Below are 22,801 nucleotides of genomic sequence, written 5' to 3' on the forward strand. Positions count from 1 at the left end.
CGACCGCTTCCGATCGCGAGAGACGACGTCGACGGCCACAACGAGCGTGATCGCCGCATGATGGGCGGCGGACAGCAGCAGTTGCAGCAGCTCTCGCAGGAGCTCCAGGCGATCGATCAGGAGATCGAGGCGCTCGAAGCCGACATCGAGAGGATCCAGTCGGAACAGTCGGAGATCGACGAGGCGGTCGAGGCCATCGAGACGCTGGAGACCGGCTCGACGGTGCAGGTGCCGCTCGGCGGCGGCGCGTACGTCCGCGCCGAGGTCCGCGACATCGACGAGGTCATCGTCGGTCTCGGCGGCGGCTACGCGGCGGAACAGGAGCAAAACGACGCGATCGAGGTGCTGCACCGAAAGCGGGACCTGCTGGACCAGCGCATCGCCGAGGTGCGCGGGGAGATCGAAGAGCTCGAAGACGAGGGCGACGAGATCGAACAGCAGGCCCAGGAGATGCAACAGCAGCTCCAGCAACAGCAGATGCAGCAGATGCAGCAACTACAAGGGGAAGGCGAGGACGAGTAACCGCGATGTTCGACGGACTGAAAGAGAAGCTCAACCGGTTCCGCCAGGACGTCGAGGACACGGCCGAGGAGAAGGCCGAGGGTGTCGAGACCGAAGCGGTCGAAGCGGCCGACGCAGAAGGGGCAGAAACCGAAGACAGGACCCCCGAGGCCGCCACGGTCGAGGACGAACCCGACGTCGAAACGGACCGCGGGGAAACGGACGCCCCCGCCGCCGCCGGAACCGACGAAGCACTCGGGGCGGCGAGATCCGACGCCGCATCGGCCGAGCCAACGGCCAACACGGTCGGCGGTACGAACGCGGCGGAACCGGAACCGGGGGAGACTGAATCGGAATCGGCACGCGGTTCGGAACCCGCGCCGTCGCCGGCGGAGCCCGACGACTCCGACTCGACGATCAGCCGGTTCCAGCGCGCGAAGGCGTTCGCAACCGGGAAGATCATCATCGAGGAGGAGGACCTCGAAGAGCCGCTGTGGAGCCTCGAGATGGCGCTCCTCGAAAGCGACGTGGAGCTGAACGTCGCGGAGGAGATCCTCGAAACCCTCCGGGAGAAGATGATCGGCGAGACGCGCGCGCAGGTCGAGACGACGGCCGAGCTCGTCGAGGTGGCGCTGCACGACGCGCTCCTCGACGTGATAAGCGTCGGGCAGTTCGACTTCGACGAGCGCGTCCGGGAGGCCGAAAAACCCGTCACGATCATCTTCACCGGCGTCAACGGCGTCGGCAAGACGACGAGCATCGCGAAGCTCTCGGAGTACTTCGAGGAGCGCGGGCTCTCGACGGTGCTGGCGAACGGCGACACCTACCGTGCGGGCGCGAACGAACAGATCCGAAAGCACGCCGACAACCTCGACCGGAAGCTCATCGCCCACGAGCAGGGCGGCGACCCGGCGGCGGTCATCTACGACGCGGTCGAGTACGCCGACGCCCACGGCATCGACGTGGTGCTCGGCGACACGGCGGGTCGGCTGCACACGAGCAACGACCTGATGTCGCAACTGGAGAAGATCGACCGCGTCGTCGGCCCGGACATGACGCTGTTCGTCGACGAGGCGGTCGCCGGACAGGACGCCGTCCAGCGGGCGAAGAAGTTCGACGAGGCGGCCGAGATAGACGGCACGATCCTCACGAAGGCCGACGCCGACTCGAACGGCGGCGCGGCCATCTCCATCGCCTACGTCACGGGCAAGCCGATCCTCTTTCTCGGCACCGGACAGGGCTACGACGACGTCGAGCGATTCGACCCCGAACTGCTCGTCGATCGGCTGCTGGGCGAGGCGGACGAGTAGCGTTCCGGTTCTTCTTTCCCTCGGTCGCGCCCGGCCGGGCGTCCAAGGTTTATCCCCGTGGCCGTGGCACGAACGTTGCTATGACAGCGCAAACCGTACTCGTCGCGGGCGCGACGGGAACGCAAGGCGGCGCGGTCGCGGACCACCTTCTGGAGCGGGGAATCGAGGTCCACGCGCTGACGCGCGACGCCGAGAGCGACGACGCGCGACTCCTCTCGCGACGGGGTGCGGAGGTCGTCGAAGGGGACATGACCGACCGGGACGCGCTCGACCCGCTCGTGGCCGACGTGGACGGCGTCTACTGCGTCACGACGTTCGCCGCGGGCGGCGTCGAGGCGGAGGTCGAGCAGGGCGTCACCACGGCGGAAGCCGCCGCGGACGCCGGCGTCGACCACTTCGTGTTCAGTTCCGTCGCCGGCGCGGACCGCGACACGGGCATCCCGCACTTCGAGTCGAAGCGCGAGATCGAGCGGCGCATCGACGACCTCGGTCTCCCGGCGACGGTCGTCCGCCCGGTGTTCTTCGTGCAGAACTTCGAGGGGATGCGCGAGGGGATCGAAGACGGCCGGTTGGCGATGGCGCTCGAACCGCGCGTCCCGCTGCAGATGGTCGACGCGGACAACATCGGTGCGATCGTCGCGGAGGCGTTCGGAGCGCCCGAGGAGTACGTCGGCGAGACGTTCGAACTCGCGAGCGACGAACTCACGCTGCAGGCGACGGCCGCCCGCTTCGCGGACCTGCTCGACGCGGAGATGGAGGTCGTCCACGTTCCGATCGACGACCTGCGCGAGAGCCGCGGCGAGGAGATGGCGACCATGTTCGAGTGGTTCAACGAGGAGGGGTACGACGTCGACCTCGTCGGGTTGCGACGCGAGCACGACGTGGCGTTCACGCGCCTCGAGGAGTACCTCGGACGCGTCTGGTGACGAGGCCGCGGCCGCGCGCTCGTACCACTCGGCGTCCGGCCCCTCGGCACCCCTCGGCGAGCGTCGCCGAACTCGACTCAGGACGTCCAGAGCAGTTCGACGGCGAGCCTCGCCGTGCAGTCCATCTCGGTTTCGTACCCCGCACACCGACCGGTCTCGACGATCCGGACGAGCCGCGTCGTCGTCCCGCACGCAGGACATTCGAGGACGTACCCCTCGTCCTCCTCGCGCAGTTCGTCCGGCCCGACGAACATGGAGGCGGCCTCCTCGCGATCGATGTCGACGGTGCTGTCGCCTTCGTCCATAGTCCGTATAGGTCCGGCTCGTATACATCGCTGACGCCGGTTCTCGGGGCGCGAAGCGAGTCGATCGCGTCGATGCGCGCGTCGGACGCGAAAACGCGGCTTCCGACGTCGACGCTGCCGCAATCGAGTTCGCGTTCGCCTACGTTCGCTCGAACACCGCCCCGTAGTGGTACGGCGGGAGGTCCACGATCTCGACGTGATCGAAGCCCGCGGCTTCGACCGCCTCGCGGGTCTCCGTCGGCGTCAGGCGCAGCTCAGTCGGCGGTCCGCGGGGTTCTCCGCCGACGACCGTCTCCTCCCGCGGTAGCGGCCGCCAGTTGACGACGGCGAACCGCCCGCCGTCGACGAGCGCGTCGCGTACGCCGCCCGCGAACTCGACCTTGTCGTCGACGCCGTGGAAGGCGTTCGCGAACAGCGCGACGTCGACGGTCGTCGGGAGCAGATCCGGCAGGTCGCGCGCGTCGCCGCGGATCGCGATCACGTCGACGCCGGCGTCCGCCGCGCGGGCCCGGAGGTCGGCCAACAGATCACCGTCCAGATCCACGCCGTACACCGGCCCGTCGCAACGCTCGGCCGCTCGGATCGTGAAGTATCCGTCGCCGCACCCGACGTCGACCAGCGAACCGGCTTCGTCCGCGCCCACGGCTCGAAGCGTCTCTCCGGGATCGCCCCACAGCTCCCGCCACCAGTCCCAGTCCGGCTGTCCGGTGTTCCGAAAGCGCGCCATCGAACGTCCGTTCGCGCCCGCTGTCATAATTGTCACGGCAGCGTCCGGCCGTGCAGACGGCGTATTTACCAGATTCGTTGAAATTCACCCAAAGATCAATATATCGAAATCGGATTATTACAAAAATTCAATAATATTGGATCTAACAAAAGTTTAAAATAATAACATGTATTCAACTGAGGTAATGCCCCGAAACGGTCCCTCCAGACGAACGTTTCTGAACGCCGCCGCGGCCGGCGCGACGATCGCGACCCTCGGCGTCGGGTCGGCGTCGGCGGCGCGATCGACGGAGGACGGCGCTTCATCCCTCAGGCGGGGGAGCTTCGCGGTCCTCGAGGACACCGAGTACGAGACGACGCTTCGCTACGTCGACTCGGTAAAACCCGGGCCGACGGCGCTCGTCGTCGGCGGAATCCACGGCGACGAGCGGGCCGGATACGCCGCGGCCGACGCGATGGCGGCGCACCTCGCCGTCGACGCCGGGCGGGTCGTCGTGATCCCGAAGGCGAACGCGCCCGCGGTCGAAGCGGGCTCCCGGGAGGGGCCGAACGGCGACCTGAACCGGCAGTTCCCCGTCGGGGAGACGCCGTCGACGGAGCCGGCCCGCACGCTCTGGGAGGAGGTGCGCGCGATCGAACCCGAGATCGTCGTCGACCTGCACGAAACGGTCGGCCTCTACGAGCGCGAGCCGTCGGGCGTCGGACAGGCCGTTTTCTACACAGGCGAGGACGAGAGCTTGGAGGAGGCCGAGACGGCGGAGCGGGCCGTCGAGCCCGTGAACGACTTTTTCGTCCCCGAACCCGCCTCCCAGCACGAATTTCGAACCGACGTCAGCACCGAACTCGTCTCCGACCCGAGCGGGCTGTTCGTCACCAAGACGGCCGAGGACCTCGCCGTTCCGAGCTTCCTCGTCGAGACGTACGACGACCTCCCGCTCCCGGTGCGCGTGAACATGCACTGGCTCGTCGTCGAGGAACTCCTCTCGCTCGCCGGCCTCGTCGAGTAGCGTCGACCTCGTCAGCTCGACGCTCTCACGCCCGAACGCGCCCGTTCTCGCGCCGACCGCCCGAGCGGGCGGACGAATAAAGGCTTTACCGGCTCGGAATCGTACTCCGAGACAATGGTACTCAACGATCTCGGGACCTCCCTCCGCGGCACGATGAACAAGCTGCGGGGGAAGACCCGCCTCGACAGGGAGGACGTCGAGGAAATCGTAAAGGAGATCCAGCGGTCGCTCCTCCAGGCCGACGTCGACGTCGGGCTCGTGATGGAGCTTTCGAACTCCATCAAAACCCGCGCCCTCGAAGAGGAGCCCCCGGCCGGCACCAGCGCGCGCGATCACATCCTCAAGATCGTCTACGAGGAGATGGTCGCCGTCGTCGGCGACTCGACGGAGATCCCGCTGGAACCGCAGACGATCATGCTCGCCGGCCTGCAGGGATCGGGGAAGACCACCTCCGCGGCCAAGATGGCGTGGTGGTTCTCGAAGAAGGGGCTCCGCCCCGCGGTCATCCAGACCGACACCTTCCGCCCCGGCGCGTACGACCAGGCGAAGCAGATGTGCGAGCGCGCCGAGGTGGAGTTCTACGGCGACCCCGACGAGGAGGATCCGGTGACGATCGCCCGCGAGGGGCTGGAGGCGACGAAGCACGCCGAGGTGCACATCGTCGACACCGCCGGCCGCCACGCGCTCGAAGCCGATCTCATAGACGAGATCGAGGAGATCGAACGCGTCGTCGACCCCGACCTGAACCTGCTCGTGCTCGACGCGGCGATCGGGCAGGGCGCGAAGGATCAAGCCCGCGAGTTCGACGGCTCCATCGGCATCGGCGGCGTCGTCATCACGAAGCTCGACGGGACCGCGAAGGGTGGCGGCGCGCTCACCGCCGTCAACGAGACCGATTCGTCGATCGCCTTCCTCGGGACCGGTGAGACGGTGCAGGACATCGAGCGCTTCGAGCCGAGCGGCTTCATCTCCCGACTGCTCGGGATGGGGGATCTCAAACAGCTGTCCGAGCGCGTCGAGCGCGCGATGGTCGAGACGCAGGACGCCGACGAGGACTGGGACCCCGAGGACATCATGCGGGGGAAGTTCACGCTGAAGGACATGCAAAAACAGATGGAGGCGATGAACCGGATGGGTCCCCTCGATCAGGTCCTCGACATGATCCCCGGTCTCGGCGGCGGCCTGATGGATCAGCTCCCCGACGACGCCATGGACGTCACGCAGGACCGGATGCGCTCGTTCGAGGTCGTGATGGACTCGATGACGGACGACGAACTCGAAAACCCCCGATCGGTCGGCGCGAGCCGGATCCGGCGCATCGCCCGCGGCAGCGGCAAGGACGAGGAGACGGTCCGCGAACTGCTCCAACAGCACAAGATGATGGATCAGACGCTCAAGCAGTTCCAGGGCATGGGCGACGGCGACATGAAGCGGATGATGAAGAAGCTCGAGAACCAGGGCGGCGGTGGCGGCGGCATGGGCGGCATGGGCCCCTTCGGCTGAGCCGTGGCCACGACGACTCGGTTGGCCCGCCTCCGAAGCGCCGACGCGCTGGTGCTGACGGCGCTGCTTTGGTTTCTCGCCAAGGTGCTCCGGTACGCCTTTCCGCCGCTCTTCGGCACCTTCCGCGGCACGTTCGGCGTCTCGAACGCCGCGCTCGGGGCGACCTTTTCGGCGCTGATGCTCGCGTACGCCGCGATGCAGTTTCCCGCGGGGGCGTTCGCCGACCGCCTCGGTTCGGTTCGCGTGATCGTTGCGGGCACGCTCGTCGCCGCGTTCGGGTCGCTCTGGGTCGCCCTCGCGCCCTCGTTCGCCGCGTTCGAGTCGCTCCCGCTCGTCCCCTCCCCGGCGTTCGTCGCGCTCGTCCTCGGCGTCGTCCTCATCGGCCTCGGAACCGGCGTCCACAAGACCGTCGCCGTCCGCCTCCTGTCGGCGATCCACCCCGAGCGGACCGGCCGGGCGCTCGGCGTGCTCGACACCGTCGGGACGTTCGGCGGCGTCGTCGCCCCCGCCGCGGTCGTCGCGCTCTCGGGCGCGGCCGACTGGCGGGCGCTCTTTCTCGCGAGCGGCGTCGTCGGCCTCCTGCTGATCGGCCTGTTCGCCCGCCGCGTCCCGCGACGGCTGCCGGCCGGAAACGACGCCACGGACGGGGCGGCGGATCGACCGTGGCGCGAATACGCGGCGCGGTTCGCCGACCGACGGTTCGCCGCGTTCGTCGCCGCGACCGTGTTCTTCTCCGTCGCCTACAACGGCGTCGTGGCCTTCCTCCCGCTCTTTCTGACCGACGGTGCCGGCCTCTCGGAGGGCTTCGCCGGGATGCTGTACAGCGGCCTGTTCGCCGTCAGCGTCGTCCAGTTGGGGACCGGCGACCTCAGCGACCGGCTCGGACGGCTTCCGGTGATGGCCGCGATGCTCGCGCTCGCGACCGTCGGACTCGGCCTCCTGCTCGTCGCCACGACGCCGCTTTTCATCGCCGCCGGCGTCCTCCTGTTCGGAGTCGGAGGTCACGGCTACCGCCCCGTTCGCGGGTCGTACCTCGTCGCCGTCATCCCGAGAGCGGACACGGGCGGGACGCTGGGAATCGTCCGGACCGCGCTCATGGTCGTCGGGGCGATCTCGCCGGCGGTCGTCGGCCTGCTCTCCGATCTGGCGGGCTTCGGCGCCGCGTTCGCCGCGCTCCTCGTCGCCGCGTGCCTCTCGGTGGCGGGCGTCGCCGTCCTGCTCGCGGATCGGATGCTGCGCGAGCCCGCCGGCTCCGTTTCGTCGGAGGCCGACGGTCGAGGGTGACCCCCTCGCGCCCTCGTCACACGTTCGTACACGCCTGACTTTTAACGCTCGCGCACGTCCCACTCGGTATGACGATTCGCGAGGTCGCCGTCGCCGCCTACCGGGAGGCGCTCCCCGTGCTCGCGCTCAGCGCGGTCGGCGGGCTGTTCGCCGGCGCGGTGCTCGGCGGGATGGAGGAGGAACTCCGCGTCGTTCCCGGTCTCCTGGTGCTCGTCCCGGCGCTCCTCGCCACGCGCGGAAACGTCTACGGGTCGCTCGGCGCGCGGCTCGCCACCGGGCTTCACCAGGGACTCGTCGATCCGCACCTGTCGCTGGATGACAGGCGGATCCGCAACGCCGTCGCGGCCGCCCTGGCGAACGGCGTCCTCGTCAGCGTCTTCGCGGCGGTGCTGACGCACCTGTTTCTCGTCGCGCTGTCGCGGCCGGCGGCGTCGATGCTCACGCTCGTCGGGATCGCTCTCATCGCCGGCGTCGTCTCGGGGGTTCTGCTCACCGCCGCCGTGTTGAGCGTCGTCTTCTACGGCTACCGTCGGGGGCTGAACCCCGACACGCTCGCGGGACCCGTCGTCACCACGACCGGCGACCTCGTCGGTATCGCGACGATGCTGTTCGCGGCGCGCGTCGTCCTCGCGCTGGGTGGTGGCTGAGATGGGGGCCGCGGGCACCGCCGACGCGAACTGGGAGGTTCGAACCATCATGGAGACGATGCTCCCCGTGTTGACGGTGCTGACCGTCGTCGAACTCGCGAGCGGGCTCGTGCTCGACACGTTCGAGGGGACGCTGCTTCAGTACCCCTCGCTCTTGGTGCTCGTGCCGGTCACCATCGGAATGGCCGGCAACCTCGGGAGCATCCTCGCGGCGCGGCTCTCGACCGCGCTCCACCTCGGCCTGCTGCAGTTCGGCCCGGAGAACGACGCGCTCGTCGGCAACGCCCTCGCCACCGTGGCCCTGTCGCTCACGATCTTTCCGCTGGTCGGCGCTGGCGCGTGGATCGTCCAGACGATCGTCGGCGGCTCGGAACTCGGCCTCGGGACCGTCGTCCTCGTCGCCTTCACGAGCGGGGCGGTGTTGGCGATCCTGGCCATCGTCGTCACGTTCGTCACCACGTACGCCGCCTACCGCCTCGAACTCGATCCCGACGACGTGGTGATCCCGGTCGTCACGAACACCTGCGACGTGCTGGGGGTGCTCGTGCTGTTCGGCGCGGTGCGGCTTTTCGTCTAGCCCCTCCCGATCGACGCCCATTTGTCAGTCCGTTCCCGAGCATCCCCCGTGCAGTCCGTCGCGCAGGCGCTCGACTGGTCGCTCGCCGCGGAGGTCGCCCTGCGCGTCGTCAAAATCGCCGTCGCCATCGGCGTCGGCGTCTTTCTCGCGAACGTCGCCGTCGCCTTCGGCGCGGTGCGGTACGTCACGTGGCTCGCGTACCCGCTGACGAGGCCCGCGAACCTCCCGCGGGAGGTCGGGACGGCGATCCTGACCACGACCGCGTCGACGACGGCGGGCTACGGGATGCTCGCGGAGTTCCGCGACTCGGGCATGCTGGACGACCGCGCGACGCTCGTCGCCGTCACCATCAACACGTTCTTCGGCTTCGCCCAGCACATCTTCACCTTCTACGGGCCCGTCCTGATCCCGATCCTCGGCCTCCGCGTGGGGCTCATGTACGTCGGCGCGCGGGCGGCCATCGCGCTCGGCATCACCCTCGCCGGCATCCTCGCCGGCGCGCTCTTTCTCTCCGAGCGCAACGTGAACCCGGACGCCGTCCCCGAGGAACTGGACGCGCCGGACCGCGAGTCGCGGCCGACGCGCGAGAAGATCCGCGGGGCGGCGACGAGCACGTCGAAGACGCTGCGTCGCATCGTCCCCCGACTCGCCGTCGTCTACGCTCTCGTGACGCTGCTCGTGGAGACGTACGACCTCGCGGCGCTGACCGCCGCGGCCGAACCGCTGACGACGCTGCTCGGCCTGCCGGGCGCGGCCGTCCCCGTCGTCGCCGTCTTCGCGTTCGACACGACGGCAGGCGCGGTCGCCATCGCGCCGCTCGTCGGCGAGGCGTTCACGCCGCGGCAGGCGGTGGCGACGATGCTCATCGGCGGCATCGTCTCCTTCGCCGTCTCGACGTTCAAACGCTCCGTGCCGTTCCAGTACGGCATCTGGGGCGCCAGCTTCGGATCGAAGGTCGTCGCGGTCAACACCGCGCTGAAAGTCGTCTTCATCGGCGGCGCCGTCGCCGTGCTGCTCGCGCCGTAGCCGTCGTTCGGTACCGACTGCCGCCGCCCGTCACCGGCAGTCACCACTCGTCACCGGCTATCACCATCTACAACCGCCTATCACCGTCTACCACCGACTGTCGCCACCGACCGCCGGCTCTTCGTCGACGCGACTCCGCCAGTCGTCAGTCTGCCGGCGCGTCACTCGCGCCGTCGGTCGGGATCGACGGGCCGGCCGTCCTCGGTCGGCGGGGCGATGTGGTCGACGAACTCCTCGACCGTCGGCTCGCGGACCGCGACGTGTACCTCCACGTCGCCGAGTTCGTCGGGATTGCCGACGGCGAAGTTGACGACGCCGCGGAAGGCGGCCTGCTTTTTCAGCGCGAACGAAAAGCCGTCCTCGGTCCGGCGCTTCCCGAACTCCCGGCGGGCGGTGTCGAGGATCGCCTGCTCGTGCAGCAGGTCGGAGAAGTGGTCCAGCGAGTGAGCCTCCGCGACGATGCGCCCCGACTCGTGCGCCACCTCGGCGTTGGGAAAGAGGTTCCGGACGGCGTCGGCGACGCGGTCCGTCACCTCGGTGTCGCGGACCGGCGCGACGATCCGGACGTCGACGCTGTAGATCACCGCCGCTCCACCTCCGCGGTCTCCGACTCCTCTTTCGACGCCGACGCGGCCGCCGGTCGGAGGATCTCCCGGATCCGCGCGCGGAACGCCTCCAGCGTGTCCGTGTTCTCGACGACCACGTCCGCGCGCTCCATCGCCGCCGCCATCCCGAAGCCGAGTTCGCGCTCGTCGCGCTCGCGGAGGCTCTCGCCGCCGTCGTCCTCCGATCTGTCCCGTCCGCGATCCGCGACGCGCTCGCGACGGAGTTCGAACGGCGCTTCGACGCTCACGAGCAGGAACGCGTCGGCGAACGCCTCTTCGAAGCGGTCGACCTCGACGTCGGAGCGGATCCCGTCGACGAGCACGGCGTCGTTCGCCGTCAGTCGCTCCTCGACGAGCGGGAGCGACCGCGCGGCGATGGCGTCGGGACCGTCTTCCTCGCGGAGGGCCTTCGCGACGCGGCCGTGGTCCTCGGCGGGGTCCAGACCGCGCTCGCGGCACGCCCGGCGGATGACGTCGCCCATCGTCACCACGGGGATCCCCAGCTCGCGGGCGACCGCGGCGGCTTCGCCCTTCCCGCTCCCGGGCAGGCCGACGGTTCCGATGACTCTCATCGCTCTCCGCTACTGGGGTCGCGAACTTAGGTCTGCTGTTCGTTCGCGACGCTTTTCCCCCCGCGCGACCTTCCGGACGGCATGAGCGAGCGGTCCCTGCTGGTGCGCGCGCTGTGGTTCGTCCTCGTCGGCTGGTGGGCGACCCCGGCGGTGGTCAACGTCGTCTGGTTCCTGAACGCGACGGTCGTGCTCATCCCCCTCGGGATCAAACTCACGAACCTCGTTCCGACCGTGTTGTCGCTGAGAGAGCCGCGGGCGACGGCCGCGCCGGAGGCGGCGCGGCGACAGCACCCCCTCCTCGTCCGGGCGATCTACTTCGTCCTCGTCGGCTGGTGGCTGAGTTGGCTCTGGGCGAACGCGGCCGCCTTCCTCGCGGTGACGATCGTCGGCCTGCCGATCGCGTACTGGCTGTTCAACCGCCTGCCGTACGTGACCTCGCTGTACCGATTCGACGGCTGATCGAACCCAAATCGCTTTTTAGGTCGGATCGTCTCTGACCGATAGAGGGCACGTAGCTCAGTCTGGATAGAGCGTCGGACTTCTATCCTCGGCAGCGCCGCTGTCGGGGGGAGACATCCGACGGTCGTGGGTTCAAATCCCATCGTGCTCGTCCACCTTTTTTCCCCTCGGGTGCGCTTCGCGCACCGCTCGGGCAAAAAATCTGGACCAAAAAAGGCCGCTCGCTCCCTGCGGTCGCTCGCGGTTCGATCCGCTTGTGATATCTAAAACGGACTTTCCCCTCGGATGCGCTTTGCGAACCACTCGGGCAAAAAATCTGGACCGAAAAATGCCGCTCGCTCCCTGCGGTCGCTCGCGGTTCGACCTCCGCGCTCTCGGTGAACCCGCCCCCGCTTCGCTCAGGCGGATTCGACTTCCGCGAAGCGGTACGTCCGCCGGCGCGCGTCGGTGAGGCACGGGCGTTCCTCGACCACGTCGCACGCGCGCAACTCGTCGACGGCGCGCCTCACGCTGTCGCGCGAGAGCCCGCTCTCCTCGATCAGGGCCGATTGCGAGAGCGCGCGTTCGTGTTTCAGGACGGTGTACACGAGCCGCGCGCTCACGGACTGCCGCGCGACGCAGGCGCGGCCCGCCGCCTCAGCCATTCCGACCGTCCTCGGCGAGGAGTTCGTCGAACAGCGACTCGACGCGCCGCTCGATCTCGTCGCGGATCTCGCGGACGCCAGCCGGCTCCCGACCGTCGGGGTCGTCGAGACCCCAGTCGCGGTTCTCGCCGTTCCACGCCGCCGGGCAGACGTTCTCCGCGGAACACCCCATCGTGATCACGAGGTCCACCGCCCGCAGTTCCTCGGGCGTGACCTCGCGCGGCGTCCGTTCCGAGAGGTCGAACCCCTCCTCTCGCATGACCTCGACCACCTCCTCGTGGACGTGCTCTGCGGGCTGCGTCCCCCCGCTCACGATCTCGATCCGTTCCTCGGCGTCCCGATCGGCCCGCTCCCGCTCGGCGAACGCCGTCGCCATCTGACTCCGTCCCGCGTTCTGAACGCAGACGAATGCGACCTTCATACCTGCAGACTGGCGAGTACCGGGAAATGGTTTGCGCTCGGAACCTACTGTGAACTATTGTTTCACGGGGTGCTCCCGCGGCCGTCGAACGCCGATCCTCGCGGGCTGGACCGCTCGAGCCGGAAACCGTCCCGTCGCGGCCCTATCGATCGTACTATCGGAGCGACTCTCTCAAATGTCAACCGTACGAATAGTTATCCGTCGTCGCGGTGAATCCGAATCCGCCATGGAGGACACACCGGACTCCGCGGGTGACACTCGGCCGCTCGACATAAACCGCGTCCTCGACCTCTTCGACGGCGAGGAGCTGCCGGCGACCACCGACGAGATCCGCTCGGCGTTCGGCGACGTGGAGGTTTCGTACCCCGGCGGCGGCTCCGAATCCCTCGGTGCCGTGTTCGACGCCTCCGGGGACGAAACGTATCGAACGGTCGACGATCTCCAGCTCGCGGTGCTGAACGGCGTGCGGCGGAACGCGGTGGGCCGCCCGCGGTACAGCGATCGGGATCCGCCCACGCTGGGCGAAGGGAGGGACCTGGAGCATTCATTCTAAGCTCCTTCGGCCCGAACGTTGAACAGCGCCCCCGACGACATCTCCTTCCGATGCCCGAGTACAGCGTCCACGAACCCGACTTCTCGGGAACGACCGAAGAGGAGTGGAGCGCGCCGCGCGAGCACGACTTCGAGACGGACGACCTCTCGGAGATCGCGACGCACTTCGTCCTCTCGTCGTCGGGGTTCGACGATCCGGCAAAGTTCGAGGTTCTGAAGCTCCCCGTCGTCGACCCCGGCGGCGACCTCAACGCCCACGCGCTGAAGACGGCCTACAGCGGCGGCCACAGCGTCGAGCGGATCGACGGCATCGACGACGACGCGAAGGATCGGGCGAAGTCCGTGCTGGAGGATCTGGCCGGGGAGTTCGACGACCTCAAACTCGGCGACGACGGCTAACGGGAGGGATCCGGTCGCCCGCGATCGACGGATGACGGGTTCCGGCCCGACGCCGGTTCACCCCTCGTCAGTCGGCGTCACCGACGGTTCGACCTCCGCGGACGCGCCGTCGGAGATCGCGAACAGGACGACGCCGAGGACCGTCCAGGCGCCGATGATCAGCCACTCGTAGGGCCACGCGAGCGCCGACTCGCCGCCCGGCAGGTACAGCGTGACGAAAAAGAGGGTAATGAGGAGGCCGAACGCCCCGACGGCGTACCCGCCGGGGATTCGAAGGGGCCGCTCCATCTCCGGCTCGCGGTACCGCAGCACGAGAAACGAGATCACGACGAACAGCCACGCGACCACGATGCCGAGCCCGCCGGCGTTGACGACCCAGACGAGCATCTCCTCGCCGAACAGGGGGGCGAACGCGGCGGTGCCGCCGACGAGGAGCACCGCGTTCGTGGGCGTGCCGTGTTCGGGGTGCAGCCGCGCCAGCCTGCTCGGGAGCATTCCCGACTCCGCCAGCGCGAAGACCGCGCGGCTCCCGCCGATGATGAACGCGTTCCAGCTCGTGAGGATGCCCGCGACGCCCGCCAGCGCCATGATCCGGCCGACCGTGACGCTCCCGAAGAGCGCCGACATGGCGGCCGCGGCGGGGAGCGGACTCTCGACGAGCGCCGCGCCGGGCAGCGCCCGCCCGGCGGCCCAGATGACCGCGATGTAGAACAGCGCCGCGCAGGCGACCGCGGCGAGGAGCAGGTACGCGAGGTACTTCGAGGACATGTCGGCCTCCTCGGCCGCCTGGGGGATGACGTCGAACCCGACGAACATGAACGGCGTCATGAGCGCGACGGTGAACACGCCGGCCAGCCCCGCGTCGGCGAACGACGCGTCGCCCGTCGGTGCGCCGTTCGCCGCCCCGCCGGCGACGAGCGTGACGCCCGCGAGCGCGATGACGACCGTGAGAACCGCCTGCACCTGCGCCGCCGGGCGGACGCCGACGTAGTTCATGTACGTCATGGCGATCGACGCGAGGAGGCCGACGGCGACCCAGGTTCCGTAGACGGGCTCGCCCGCGACCCGCCACAGTTCGAGGCTGTCGAACCCCGGAACGAGGTACGCGAGCGCCGACGGCAGCGCCACCGCCTCGAAGGCGACGACGCTCACGTAGCCGAGGACGATCGCCCACGTGCAGACGAACGAGCCGACGGGCCCGAGCGCCCGCAGGCTGTAGGCGTGCTCGCCGCCCACGTAGGGCATCGCCGAGGCGAGTTCCCCGTAGATGATGCCGACCGTTCCGACGAGCACTCCGCCGAGGACGAACGCGAGTATCGAGCCGAGCGCGCCCGCCTCGTCTATCCAGTAGCCGGTCTGAATGATCCATCCCCAGCCGATCATCGCCCCGAACGCGAGCACGAAGACGTCCCGTTTCGAGAGCACCCGCTTGAGTCCGTGTTCCGATTCCATGGGTGGTATACTCACACGCTCCGAACGGAGTCCGATATATGTTGCGGACGTCGGACGCCGTCTCGAAATCCCGTAACGAATCGGAGGATACCGCCGTCGCTCGCGGCGCGAGCGGCGGAAAGAAAGCGAATCGTCGGTTCGGCGTGCGGGTCCTGCGGCGTCGGCCGCGGGCGGGGGCTCAGGTGTGGTCGGTCCCGACCGTTTTCACATCGCGCCGCCCATGCCGCCCATGCCGCCCATGCCACCCATGCCGCCGCCCATTCCGCCGGCGGGCATGTCGTCGCCGTCGTCGTCGTCGCCGACCTGACCGCCCGAGAGGTCGCCCGCGGCGATCACGTCGTCGATCCGGAGGATCATGACGGCGGCCTCGGTGGCCGACTCGATGGCCTGCGTCTTCACGCGGAGCGGCTCGACGACGCCCTCCGCTTCCATGTTGATCACGTCGCCCGTGTAGGCGTCGAGACCGGCGTCGAACTCGCCGCCGTCGTGGCGCGCGCGGAGGTCGACCAGCGAGTCGATGGGGTCGAGGCCGGCGTTCTCGGCGAGCGTGCGCGGGATGACTTCGAGCGCGTCGGCGAACGCCTCGACGGCCAGTTGCTCGCGGCCGCCGACGGAGTCGGCGAAGTCGCGGAGCTGCAGCGCGAGTTCGGTCTCGGGCGCGCCGCCGCCGGGCAGCACCTTACCGTCCTGCAGCGTCGTGCGGACCACGCCGAGGGAGTCCTCGATGGCGCGTTCGACCTCGTCGACGACGTGCTCCGTCCCGCCGCGGAGGACGAGCGTGACGGACTTCGCCTCCTCGACGTCCTCGACGAAGATGCGCTCGTCGCCGCCGATGTCCTTCTGGGCGACGGAGCCGGCGAAGCCGAGGTCGTCCTCGGAGAGATCGTCGAGGCTCGAAACGACGCGGCCGCCGGTCGATCGGGCGACGCGCTTCAGGTCGCTGTCCTTCGCCCGGCGCACCGCGAGGACGCCCGCCTTCGCGAGGTAGTGCTGGGCCATGTCGTCGATGCCGTCGCCGACGAAGACGGCGTCCGCGCCGACGTCGACGAGCTTGTCGACCAGTTCCTTCAGCTGCTTTTCCTCTTGGTCGAGGAACTGCTGGAGCTGGTCGGGGTCGGTGACGTTGACTTCGGCGTCGATCTCCGTCTCCTTGATCTCGAGCGCGCCGTCGAAGGCCACGACGTTCGCGTCCTCCACCATGTAGGGCATGTTCTCGTCGACGCGCTCCTTGTCGACGATGACGCCCTCGATGAGCTCGGAGTTGTCGATCGAACCGCCGACGACCTTCTCGACGCTCACGTTCTCGGTGTCGATCCCGTCGTCGTCGGCCACGGCCACCACGGCGTCGACGACGAGCTCGGCGAGCTGATCCTTGGCGCTCTCCGCGCCCTTGCCCGTCATCGCCGTCGAGGCGATCTCGACGAGCGTCTCGCGGTCGTCCTCGCTCACGTCGATGGCCTGCTCGTCGAGGATCTCCTTCGCCTTCTCGGCGGCCTGTCGGTACCCCTGCGCGACGGTCGTCGCGTGGATCTCCGATTCGAGGAGCTCCTCCGCCTGATCGAGGAGTTCACCGGCGATGACGACCGCGGTCGTCGTGCCGTCGCCGACCTCGTTCTCCTGGGTCTCGCTCACCTCGACGATCATGTTCGCCGCCGGGTGGTCGATGTCCATCTCCTTCAGGATGGTGACGCCGTCGTTCGTGACGACGACCCCGCCCGAGGAATCGACGAGCATCTTGTCCATCCCTTTCGGACCGAGCGTCGTCCGAACGGCCTCGGCGACGGCCTTCCCGGCCGTGATGTTCATCGACTGTGCGTCCCGCCCGGAGGTGCGCTGGCTTTCCTCCGAGAGTACGATCATGGGCTGGTTACCCATTCGTCGCTGAGCCATAGTCACTCCGGGATTGTTTGTGATTCTATAAAAAACCTTCGGTATACGGCGTGCGAAATCGGGGCACGGAGGCGAGGTGGAAACCAGTCACGCCGCAGACGCGACGCCCGCGGCGGGGTTTCAGGCGTTCGACGAGCGGTTCCGTGGCTTCGGCCGGCCGTTCACCAGTTGCACGCCGAGCAGGACGAACGCGACCCCGAGAGGCGTCCCGAGGACCGCCCACGACAGTTCGGTGCTGACGCCCGAGCCCACGGTCACCTCCAGGATCCACGAGCCGACGAGCGCGACCGGGAGCGCGGCGACGAGGAGCACGGATGCGAGTCGCGTGACGGTGCTCGCGCGCGGGAGCGTTATTCCCAGCGGGATGCCGCCGCCGAGTACGGCGAAGTACCCGATCAGGATCGCGAGGCCGTCGGGGGACGTCGGCGTCCGGGCACCCCCGGTGAACGGTTCGGCGACCGACCCCGCCGCGAGGGCGAGCAGTCCGATCGCGACGGCGAGGATACCCGCGGTCGCGGGCCCGGCGGTTCCGTCGGTGTACCGGAGGAAGACGCCGTACAACCCCCCCAAGAGCAGGAGGAAACTGGTGACTTCCGGGAGCGACGTTGTCATGGCGGCCGGTGCAACGGGGAGCAGGGACCCGACGGCGTCTTCGACGACGGGCAGGAGCGCGAACAGCGCCCCCCCGAGGATCGCCGCGAGTCCCGCTCTTCGCGTCAACGTCGATTCGAACGACGACCGTCGAATCGATGGCGTGTCGTGTCGTGTCATACGAAGTACTCGATCTCGACTCAATTTCGAGCCGCTGGCAGTGTGGTTCTGTTTCAGTAATAAATAGTTACCCATCTAAAACTGCCGTTAACCGGACGTTTAGGCACGAATTAGCGAATTTCAGGAAGAAATGACTGTCTTCTCGAAACGAATCCGGAAAACGGTTACCCCGACGGCCGGATGTCGAACCCGCCGGTGAGGTCGTTGTGTTTTCGTTCGAGGAACGAGTACACCGCACCGTGCGGTGCGCCGTCGAGGATCATTCCGGCGGCTCGTCGGACCGCCTCGACCTCCTCCGGCTGGCCGATGATGCCGAGCGTCGCCCCGTAAATGACGACCTCCGCGCCCGTGAGTTCCTCCATCAGTTCGCGCGTTCTGCCGTTCTCGCCGATGAGTCGGCCCTTCTGGCGGTGGAGGTCGTTCTTGTTTCGCGTCTGATCGGCGAGGTCGATGAGGTCGAACATCCGCATCTCGTCGTCGAGCAGCGAGAGGGCGGACCCGGGCGCGAAGCCGCGGCCGATGGCCCGGACGATGTCCGGCGCGATCATTCCGGTCACCGGATCGCCGACCGAGTCGATCGCGACCGCCCCGTTCTCCGAGTCGATGTCGAGGCGGACCTCGGCGCGACGTTCGATCTCGCGCATGGTCTCGCCGCCGTCACCGATGAGGGCACCGATGCGGTCCTGCGGAACCTTCACGTGTTGCATACGCCCGCTACCCCTCCGAGCCGTTTAAGCGTTTTTTCGTCGGCGCTCGCCGGAGGTGATCTCCTCGGGGTTCAATCGGAGTGCTCCGCGATCGCCTTCGCGATGGTGTCGACACCGACGTTCTCCCACTCGTGGTCGTAGTGTGCGCCCTCGCGCTCCTGTGCGCTCGGCGCGACGCGGAGGAACTCGGCCTTCTCGCGCGCCTGCGGAATCGTCCGTCCGCCGCAGTAGCTCAGCCCCGACTGGATGCCCGCGGCGAACTCGGCGACGACCTCCGCCACCGGACCCTTGTAGGGCGTGAGGCCCTCGACGCCCTCGTCGGCGCGAACCTCGTTCTCCTTGTCCGTCCGCTCCTCCGCCGCCGCCGTCGTGGCCATGCCGCGCGAGCGCTTGTACCGGATGCCGTCCCGCTCAATGACTGCGCCCGGCGACTCCTCCGCCCCGGCGAACAGGCTCCCCATCATCACCGTGTCCGCGCCGGCCATCAGCGCCTTCACCGCGTCGCCGGACGTGCGGATCCCCCCGTCGGCGACGACGGTGACGCCGAGGTCGCGGGCGACCGCCGCGCAGTCGTCCACCGCCGTGAGTTGCGGGACGCCGGCACCCGCCACCTTTCGGGTCGTACAGTGCGACCCGGGACCGATGCCGACCTTCACGCAGTCGGCACCGGCGGCGTACAGGTCTTCGACGCCCGCCGCCGTCGCCACGTTGCCGACGACGAGGTCCGCCGCGGGGAACTCCGCGCGGATCCGCTCGACGGCGTCGAGGCACTTTTCGAGGTGGCCGTGCGCCACGTCCACCACCACCGCGTCCGTCCCCGCATCGACGACGGCCTCGGTGCGGTCGAGGTAGTCCTCGTTGACGCCGACGGCCGCGCCGACCTTCTCGCCCGCGGCCTTCACCGCGCGAACCTCTTCGGCCTGCTCGTCGATGGTCAGAAATCGGTGGATCGTGCCGAACCCGCCGACGCGCGAGAGCGCGGTCGCGAGATCTGACTCCGTCACCGTGTCCATCGGCGCGCTCAAAAGCGGCGTGTCGAGCCGGACGTTCGGGGTGAGATCGGTCGAGAGGTCGACGTCGCTCCGGCTGTCCACCGGCGATCGCTGCGGGACCAGCAGTACGTCGCCGTACGACAGGCCGACTCTGAGAGTATCCATACCGCCGCACCTCTAGCCGCTCACGCCGGTTAACGCCACCGGTTCCCTTCAGCGGCTGCGAATCGCTCTCGGCGGCAGCGCTCACAGGGCACGCGGTCGAAGCCGCTCTCGCTCGGCCGCGGTCAACCGGTACGGCGCGACCGCCTCCGCGACGCTTCCCTCCGGTCGACGGGACTGGTGCGCGTCGAGGAAGTCCGCGATCCGCTCCGCGGCGTACTCTTTCAGCTCCCCCGTCAGCAACGTCCCCTCGCGGTACTCCCGCGCGAGGCGCTCGACGGTCGCGTCGTCGTCCTCGAAGAAGTAAAACAGGAGCTGGTACGCCACGTCGACCGCCGGATCGCCGCCCTTCTCGCGGTGTTCGGCCACGTCCGCGCGACCGCCGGAGCGGGCGTACCGCATCACCTTCTCGCGCACCGTCTCGCGGTCGTCAGTGAGGAGGATGCTCGGCTCCTCGTCGCTGGTGCTCATCTTCCCCCCGCCGCCGCTCAGCCGGGGGAGGAACTTCGACAGGAGCGCGCCGGGTTTGTCGACGCCGTACCGCCGTTTGGCGGCGACGTCGCGCGAGACGCGAACGTGCGGGTCCTGATCGACGGCGATGGGGACGAGCGTCGGGTGCCGCCCGCGGACGAGCTGCGGCAGGAGGAGGTGCGCGGTCTGGACCGCCGGGTAGAACGAGAGCCCGACGTTCGGCGGCTCGCCGTAGGTCGCGTTCACCGTCGCCTGCGTGATCTCCTTCGCGAACGTCGCCGCGAGCGGGTAGATCACGTCCGCGTCCGCGGTGTCGACGACGATGCGCGTCCGCGCCGGATCGAACCCGACCGCGACGAGGTCGCGGACGTTCTCGCGGGTGTGTTCGCGTATCTCGTCGAACGTGAGGTCCTTCGCGAAGTACTTCTCGTCGTCCGAAAGCGGCACGTAGACGTGCGCGCCCGTCTCCTCCTGGAGCCACTTCGCGAAGTAAAAGGGCAGGATGTGCCCGAGGTGCATCGGCCCGGAGGGCCCGCGACCGGTCACGATCGACGTCGGCCGGCCGGCCGCCGCGGCCTCCGCGAAGCGGTCGACGTCGCGGCCGGCGTAGAACACCCGTCGGCGGAGCAGCGGGTGCGGGGGCCGGGGGAACTTCGAGAGCTGTTCGTCGGTCAGCGCGTCCGCGCCGAAGCGATCGAGGAGGCGGTCGTAGTCGACCTCGCCTTCGACCGCGTAGGGCGTGACGGTGAAATCTGGCATCGGTTGATCTGGTGGGTTGGACTGGTGGGCGGATCTGGTGGGTTGGACTGGTGGGCGGATCTGGTGGGTTGGACTGGTAGGCGGATCTGGTGGGCCGAACCGGTCGAATAGCCGTCGAACACGACGGAGCCACAGAAGAACGGAGCGAGCGTCCGACCCGACCGCGCCGGGTTACGCCGCGACGCGGGCGAGGGCGGCACCCTCCGCTCCCGGAGGGGAGCGCCACCAGCGCCAGCGCGTGCCGCGGACGGGCATAGTCACCTCGAGGTACCCGGCCGGTCGATATGAGGGTTTCGCCGACCGCGCCCCGTCGCGGCGGGTTTCGTCGCCACCGACACGAACTACCTCCGACGGCTCGTCGGCACCGCCGAATGACCGAAACCGAGATCCGCGAACTGAAGACGGAACCGGAGTGGCGCGCCGCGTTCCCCGTGATGAGACAGCTCCGAACCCATCTCGACGCGGACGAGTTCGTCTCGCTCGTCCGCGGGATGCGCGGCGACGGGTACCGACTCTTCGCGCTGGCCGCCGAAGGCGACGACGCCGGCGACCGGGAGGTCGTCGCCCTCGTCGGGGTCGGAATCTCGACGAACATGTACCACGGCAGGCACGCCTGGGTGTACGAACTCGTCACCGACGCGGACCACCGATCGAAGGGATACGGGGGGCGCTTGCTCTCGTTCGTCGAGGAGTGGGCCGCGAAGGAGGGGTGCGAGCGACTCGCGCTCTCGTCCGGGCTGCAACGCGCCGACGCGCACCGGTTCTACGAGGAGCGAGCGGAGATGGACCGGGCGAGCTACGTGTTCACGAAGCCGCTCTAGCGTTCCGATTTCTCCGACCCGTCGAGGTCTGCTTCGGGATCCGGCTCCGCGTCGGTCACGTACTCGTACAGCGTGTCGTCGGTGACGTCGACGCCCTGTCGCGAGAAGAAGTTCGCCACGTTCGTACAGTCCCGTCGCAGAAACTCGTCGGCGTTCGGGTGGTGGACCGTGACGGCCTGTCCGAGGTCGATGATCACGAGTTCCCCGTCGTGGACGATCATGTTGTACTCCGAGAGATCGCCGTGGACCAGCCCCGCGCCGTGCAGCCGCCGCATGTACTCCCTGACGACTTCGTGCGCCGTCTCGGGGTTTTCGACTCGCACTTCGGTGAGGCGGCGGGCGCGCTCTTCGACCAGCCCCACGAGCTCCATCACGAGGACGTTCCGCTCGACCGCGACGGGCTCGGGAACGCGCACGCCCGCCCGTCGGGCGCGGTCGAGGTTCGCGAACTCCTTTTGCGTCCACGCGAGGACGACTTCCTTCTTGTCGGAGGCGATCCCCTCGAATCGGGGGTCGCCTTCGAGGTAGTCGCGCATGTGCCGGAAGTTCGAGGCGTTGATGCGGTAGATCTTGACCGCGACGTCGCGCCCCTCGTCCCCGAGCGCCTCGTAGACGTTGGCCTCCTTGCCCGTCGAGATCGGGCCGCCGAACGCCTCGATGTGGCCGTCCTGGACGAGTTTGTAGATGGCCGCGAAGGTGGCGTCGTCGAAGACCGACTGTTCGACCTTGAACTGATCGGCGTCCTTGATGCGCTTTCTGAACTCGTCGAACTCGCGATCCCGTCGTCGGGCGATGCGGTCGGCCTCCGTGTCGGAGACGTCGATCTCCTCCCACTCGTCGCCGAACCCCTCGCCCGCTTCGGGGTCGACCAGGCCGAACTCGTCGGTCATCCGTTCGCCCGTCCGAACGCCCGGGATAAGAGAGGGGCAGGCGAGCGTTCGCTCGGTCGTTCGCAATCGATCGACGACGGCGCGGCGCGACGCGTGGCGGTGAACACGGCGGTTACTGGATGTGGCCTTCGCGGCGGAGTTGGTCGGCGTCGGCCTTCTCGTAGCGCCAGGTGATGTCGGCCTTTTCGTCCTGCCAGTCCCACGGCTCGACGAGCACCACGTCGCCCTCGCGGATCCAGATGCGCTTTTGCATTCGTCCCGGGATTCGGGCGGTTCGCTCCGTCCCGTCCGCACAGCGCACTTTCACGCGGTTCGCGCCGAGCATGTTCGTCACCGTCGCGAACACCTCGTCGTCGTCGGGCATTCGGAGGTCCCGCCTGCCTTCGTTCTCGCTCATGTGCGTGGGATTCGACCTCGCGACG

The 22,801-nt window shown here is 68.6% G+C and carries 27 protein-coding genes and 1 tRNA gene; 14 read left to right on the forward strand and 14 right to left on the reverse strand.

Features of this window, described 5'->3' with window-relative positions:
- Positions 1–60 precede the first annotated feature (60 nt).
- The 3 genes from pfdA to C3L37_RS08690 all read left to right on the forward strand — a co-directional run bounded on the left by pfdA (position 61) and on the right by C3L37_RS08690 (position 2,737).
- A complete protein-coding gene (gene pfdA / locus C3L37_RS08680) occupies positions 61–522 on the forward strand; it encodes a prefoldin subunit alpha (protein ID WP_129114217.1) in 462 nt (153 codons plus the stop codon).
- A 5-nt stretch (positions 523–527) separates the two neighbouring features.
- The gene (gene ftsY, locus C3L37_RS08685) at positions 528–1,811 is read left to right on the forward strand and encodes a signal recognition particle-docking protein FtsY (protein ID WP_129114218.1); all 1,284 of its coding nucleotides are present in this window, start codon (positions 528–530) and stop codon (positions 1,809–1,811) included.
- 80 nt (positions 1,812–1,891) lie between these two features.
- Positions 1,892–2,737 carry an NmrA/HSCARG family protein gene (locus tag C3L37_RS08690; protein ID WP_129114219.1) on the forward strand — a complete coding sequence of 282 codons (846 nt, stop codon included), beginning with the start codon at positions 1,892–1,894 and terminating at the stop codon, positions 2,735–2,737.
- 77 nt (positions 2,738–2,814) lie between these two features.
- Here the strand turns inward: C3L37_RS08690 and C3L37_RS08695 are convergent, their stop codons facing one another.
- Both C3L37_RS08695 and C3L37_RS08700 read right to left on the reverse strand, forming a co-directional pair.
- Positions 2,815–3,042, reverse strand: a complete 228-nt coding sequence (locus tag C3L37_RS08695) for a hypothetical protein (RefSeq protein ID WP_129114220.1) — start codon at positions 3,040–3,042, stop codon at positions 2,815–2,817.
- 139 nt (positions 3,043–3,181) lie between these two features.
- A complete protein-coding gene (locus C3L37_RS08700) occupies positions 3,182–3,769 on the reverse strand; it encodes a class I SAM-dependent methyltransferase (RefSeq protein WP_129114221.1) in 588 nt (195 codons plus the stop codon).
- Between the two features lie 184 nt (positions 3,770–3,953).
- Here C3L37_RS08700 and C3L37_RS08705 point away from each other — a divergent pair, with 184 nt between their 5' ends.
- The 6 genes from C3L37_RS08705 to C3L37_RS08730 all read left to right on the forward strand — a co-directional run bounded on the left by C3L37_RS08705 (position 3,954) and on the right by C3L37_RS08730 (position 9,812).
- Positions 3,954–4,775, forward strand: a complete 822-nt coding sequence (locus tag C3L37_RS08705; RefSeq protein ID WP_164974724.1) for a M99 family carboxypeptidase catalytic domain-containing protein — start codon at positions 3,954–3,956, stop codon at positions 4,773–4,775.
- Positions 4,776–4,889: 114 nt separating this feature from the next.
- Positions 4,890–6,278: a signal recognition particle protein Srp54 gene (locus tag C3L37_RS08710; protein WP_129114223.1), complete on the forward strand. Its 1,389-nt coding sequence runs from the start codon at positions 4,890–4,892 to the stop codon at positions 6,276–6,278.
- A 3-nt stretch (positions 6,279–6,281) separates the two neighbouring features.
- The gene (locus C3L37_RS08715) at positions 6,282–7,562 is read left to right on the forward strand and encodes an MFS transporter (RefSeq protein ID WP_129114224.1); all 1,281 of its coding nucleotides are present in this window, start codon (positions 6,282–6,284) and stop codon (positions 7,560–7,562) included.
- A 68-nt stretch (positions 7,563–7,630) separates the two neighbouring features.
- A complete protein-coding gene (locus tag C3L37_RS08720) occupies positions 7,631–8,209 on the forward strand; it encodes a magnesium transporter (protein ID WP_129114225.1) in 579 nt (192 codons plus the stop codon).
- Position 8,210: 1 nt separating this feature from the next.
- Positions 8,211–8,786 (forward strand): magnesium transporter, encoded by a 576-nt coding sequence (locus C3L37_RS08725; RefSeq protein WP_129114226.1) that lies wholly within the window; start codon positions 8,211–8,213, stop codon positions 8,784–8,786.
- A 48-nt stretch (positions 8,787–8,834) separates the two neighbouring features.
- Complete coding sequence (locus C3L37_RS08730; RefSeq protein ID WP_129114227.1) at positions 8,835–9,812, forward strand: nucleoside recognition protein; 978 nt, start codon at positions 8,835–8,837, stop codon at positions 9,810–9,812.
- Between the two features lie 161 nt (positions 9,813–9,973).
- Here C3L37_RS08730 and C3L37_RS08735 read toward each other — a convergent pair whose 3' ends face one another.
- Together C3L37_RS08735 and C3L37_RS08740 are read right to left on the reverse strand one after the other, a co-directional pair.
- A complete protein-coding gene (locus C3L37_RS08735) occupies positions 9,974–10,396 on the reverse strand; it encodes an RNA-binding domain-containing protein (protein ID WP_129114228.1) in 423 nt (140 codons plus the stop codon).
- The gene (locus C3L37_RS08740) at positions 10,393–10,989 is read right to left on the reverse strand and encodes an AAA family ATPase (RefSeq protein WP_129114229.1); all 597 of its coding nucleotides are present in this window, start codon (positions 10,987–10,989) and stop codon (positions 10,393–10,395) included. The genes C3L37_RS08735 and C3L37_RS08740 overlap by 4 nt, the downstream gene beginning before the upstream one ends.
- A gap of 81 nt (positions 10,990–11,070) precedes the next feature.
- Here C3L37_RS08740 and C3L37_RS08745 point away from each other — a divergent pair, with 81 nt between their 5' ends.
- On the forward strand, positions 11,071–11,448 hold the full coding sequence (locus tag C3L37_RS08745) for a YccF domain-containing protein (RefSeq protein WP_129114230.1): 378 nt from the start codon (positions 11,071–11,073) through the stop codon (positions 11,446–11,448).
- Between the two features lie 46 nt (positions 11,449–11,494).
- Positions 11,495–11,599: transfer RNA gene (locus C3L37_RS08750), tRNA-Arg, on the forward strand.
- Positions 11,600–11,846: 247 nt separating this feature from the next.
- On the opposite strand, the gene C3L37_RS08755 is transcribed toward C3L37_RS08750, so the two are convergent.
- Positions 11,847–12,092 carry a MarR family transcriptional regulator gene (locus C3L37_RS08755; protein WP_129114231.1) on the reverse strand — a complete coding sequence of 82 codons (246 nt, stop codon included), beginning with the start codon at positions 12,090–12,092 and terminating at the stop codon, positions 11,847–11,849.
- Entirely contained in the window at positions 12,085–12,513 is a 429-nt protein-coding gene (locus C3L37_RS08760) for an arsenate-mycothiol transferase ArsC (RefSeq protein ID WP_129114232.1), read from the reverse strand. The genes C3L37_RS08755 and C3L37_RS08760 overlap by 8 nt, the downstream gene beginning before the upstream one ends.
- 226 nt (positions 12,514–12,739) lie before the next feature.
- Here C3L37_RS08760 and C3L37_RS08765 point away from each other — a divergent pair, with 226 nt between their 5' ends.
- Together C3L37_RS08765 and C3L37_RS08770 are read left to right on the forward strand one after the other, a co-directional pair.
- Positions 12,740–13,066, forward strand: a complete 327-nt coding sequence (locus C3L37_RS08765) for a DUF5789 family protein (RefSeq protein WP_129114233.1) — start codon at positions 12,740–12,742, stop codon at positions 13,064–13,066.
- 50 nt (positions 13,067–13,116) lie between these two features.
- A complete protein-coding gene (locus C3L37_RS08770; protein WP_129114234.1) occupies positions 13,117–13,464 on the forward strand; it encodes a hypothetical protein in 348 nt (115 codons plus the stop codon).
- Positions 13,465–13,521: 57 nt separating this feature from the next.
- Here the strand turns inward: C3L37_RS08770 and C3L37_RS08775 are convergent, their stop codons facing one another.
- From C3L37_RS08775 to C3L37_RS08800, 6 genes are all read right to left on the reverse strand, one after another.
- The gene (locus C3L37_RS08775; RefSeq protein WP_129114235.1) at positions 13,522–14,916 is read right to left on the reverse strand and encodes an APC family permease; all 1,395 of its coding nucleotides are present in this window, start codon (positions 14,914–14,916) and stop codon (positions 13,522–13,524) included.
- A gap of 204 nt (positions 14,917–15,120) precedes the next feature.
- Complete coding sequence (thsA, locus tag C3L37_RS08780; RefSeq protein WP_129114633.1) at positions 15,121–16,776, reverse strand: thermosome subunit alpha; 1,656 nt, start codon at positions 16,774–16,776, stop codon at positions 15,121–15,123.
- A 150-nt stretch (positions 16,777–16,926) separates the two neighbouring features.
- On the reverse strand, positions 16,927–17,577 hold the full coding sequence (locus C3L37_RS08785) for a hypothetical protein (protein WP_129114236.1): 651 nt from the start codon (positions 17,575–17,577) through the stop codon (positions 16,927–16,929).
- 164 nt (positions 17,578–17,741) lie between these two features.
- Positions 17,742–18,284: a KH domain-containing protein gene (locus C3L37_RS08790; RefSeq protein WP_129114237.1), complete on the reverse strand. Its 543-nt coding sequence runs from the start codon at positions 18,282–18,284 to the stop codon at positions 17,742–17,744.
- Between the two features lie 71 nt (positions 18,285–18,355).
- The gene (locus C3L37_RS08795) at positions 18,356–19,441 is read right to left on the reverse strand and encodes a guanosine monophosphate reductase (RefSeq protein ID WP_129114238.1); all 1,086 of its coding nucleotides are present in this window, start codon (positions 19,439–19,441) and stop codon (positions 18,356–18,358) included.
- An 81-nt stretch (positions 19,442–19,522) separates the two neighbouring features.
- Complete coding sequence (locus C3L37_RS08800) at positions 19,523–20,668, reverse strand: tryptophan--tRNA ligase (protein ID WP_129114239.1); 1,146 nt, start codon at positions 20,666–20,668, stop codon at positions 19,523–19,525.
- A 371-nt stretch (positions 20,669–21,039) separates the two neighbouring features.
- Here C3L37_RS08800 and C3L37_RS08805 point away from each other — a divergent pair, with 371 nt between their 5' ends.
- Positions 21,040–21,489 carry a GNAT family N-acetyltransferase gene (locus tag C3L37_RS08805; protein WP_129114240.1) on the forward strand — a complete coding sequence of 150 codons (450 nt, stop codon included), beginning with the start codon at positions 21,040–21,042 and terminating at the stop codon, positions 21,487–21,489.
- Here the strand turns inward: C3L37_RS08805 and rio1 are convergent.
- Positions 21,486–22,379, reverse strand: a complete 894-nt coding sequence (gene rio1, locus C3L37_RS08810; protein ID WP_129114241.1) for a serine/threonine-protein kinase Rio1 — start codon at positions 22,377–22,379, stop codon at positions 21,486–21,488. The two genes, C3L37_RS08805 and rio1, sit on opposite strands and share 4 nt — an antisense overlap.
- Before the next feature lie 112 nt (positions 22,380–22,491).
- A complete protein-coding gene (gene eif1A, locus C3L37_RS08815; RefSeq protein ID WP_129114242.1) occupies positions 22,492–22,776 on the reverse strand; it encodes a translation initiation factor eIF-1A in 285 nt (94 codons plus the stop codon).
- Positions 22,777–22,801 lie beyond the last annotated feature (25 nt).

The sequence above is a fragment of the Halegenticoccus tardaugens genome, from assembly GCF_004116405.1.
Classification (GTDB): Archaea; Halobacteriota; Halobacteria; order Halobacteriales; family Haloferacaceae; genus Halegenticoccus; species Halegenticoccus tardaugens.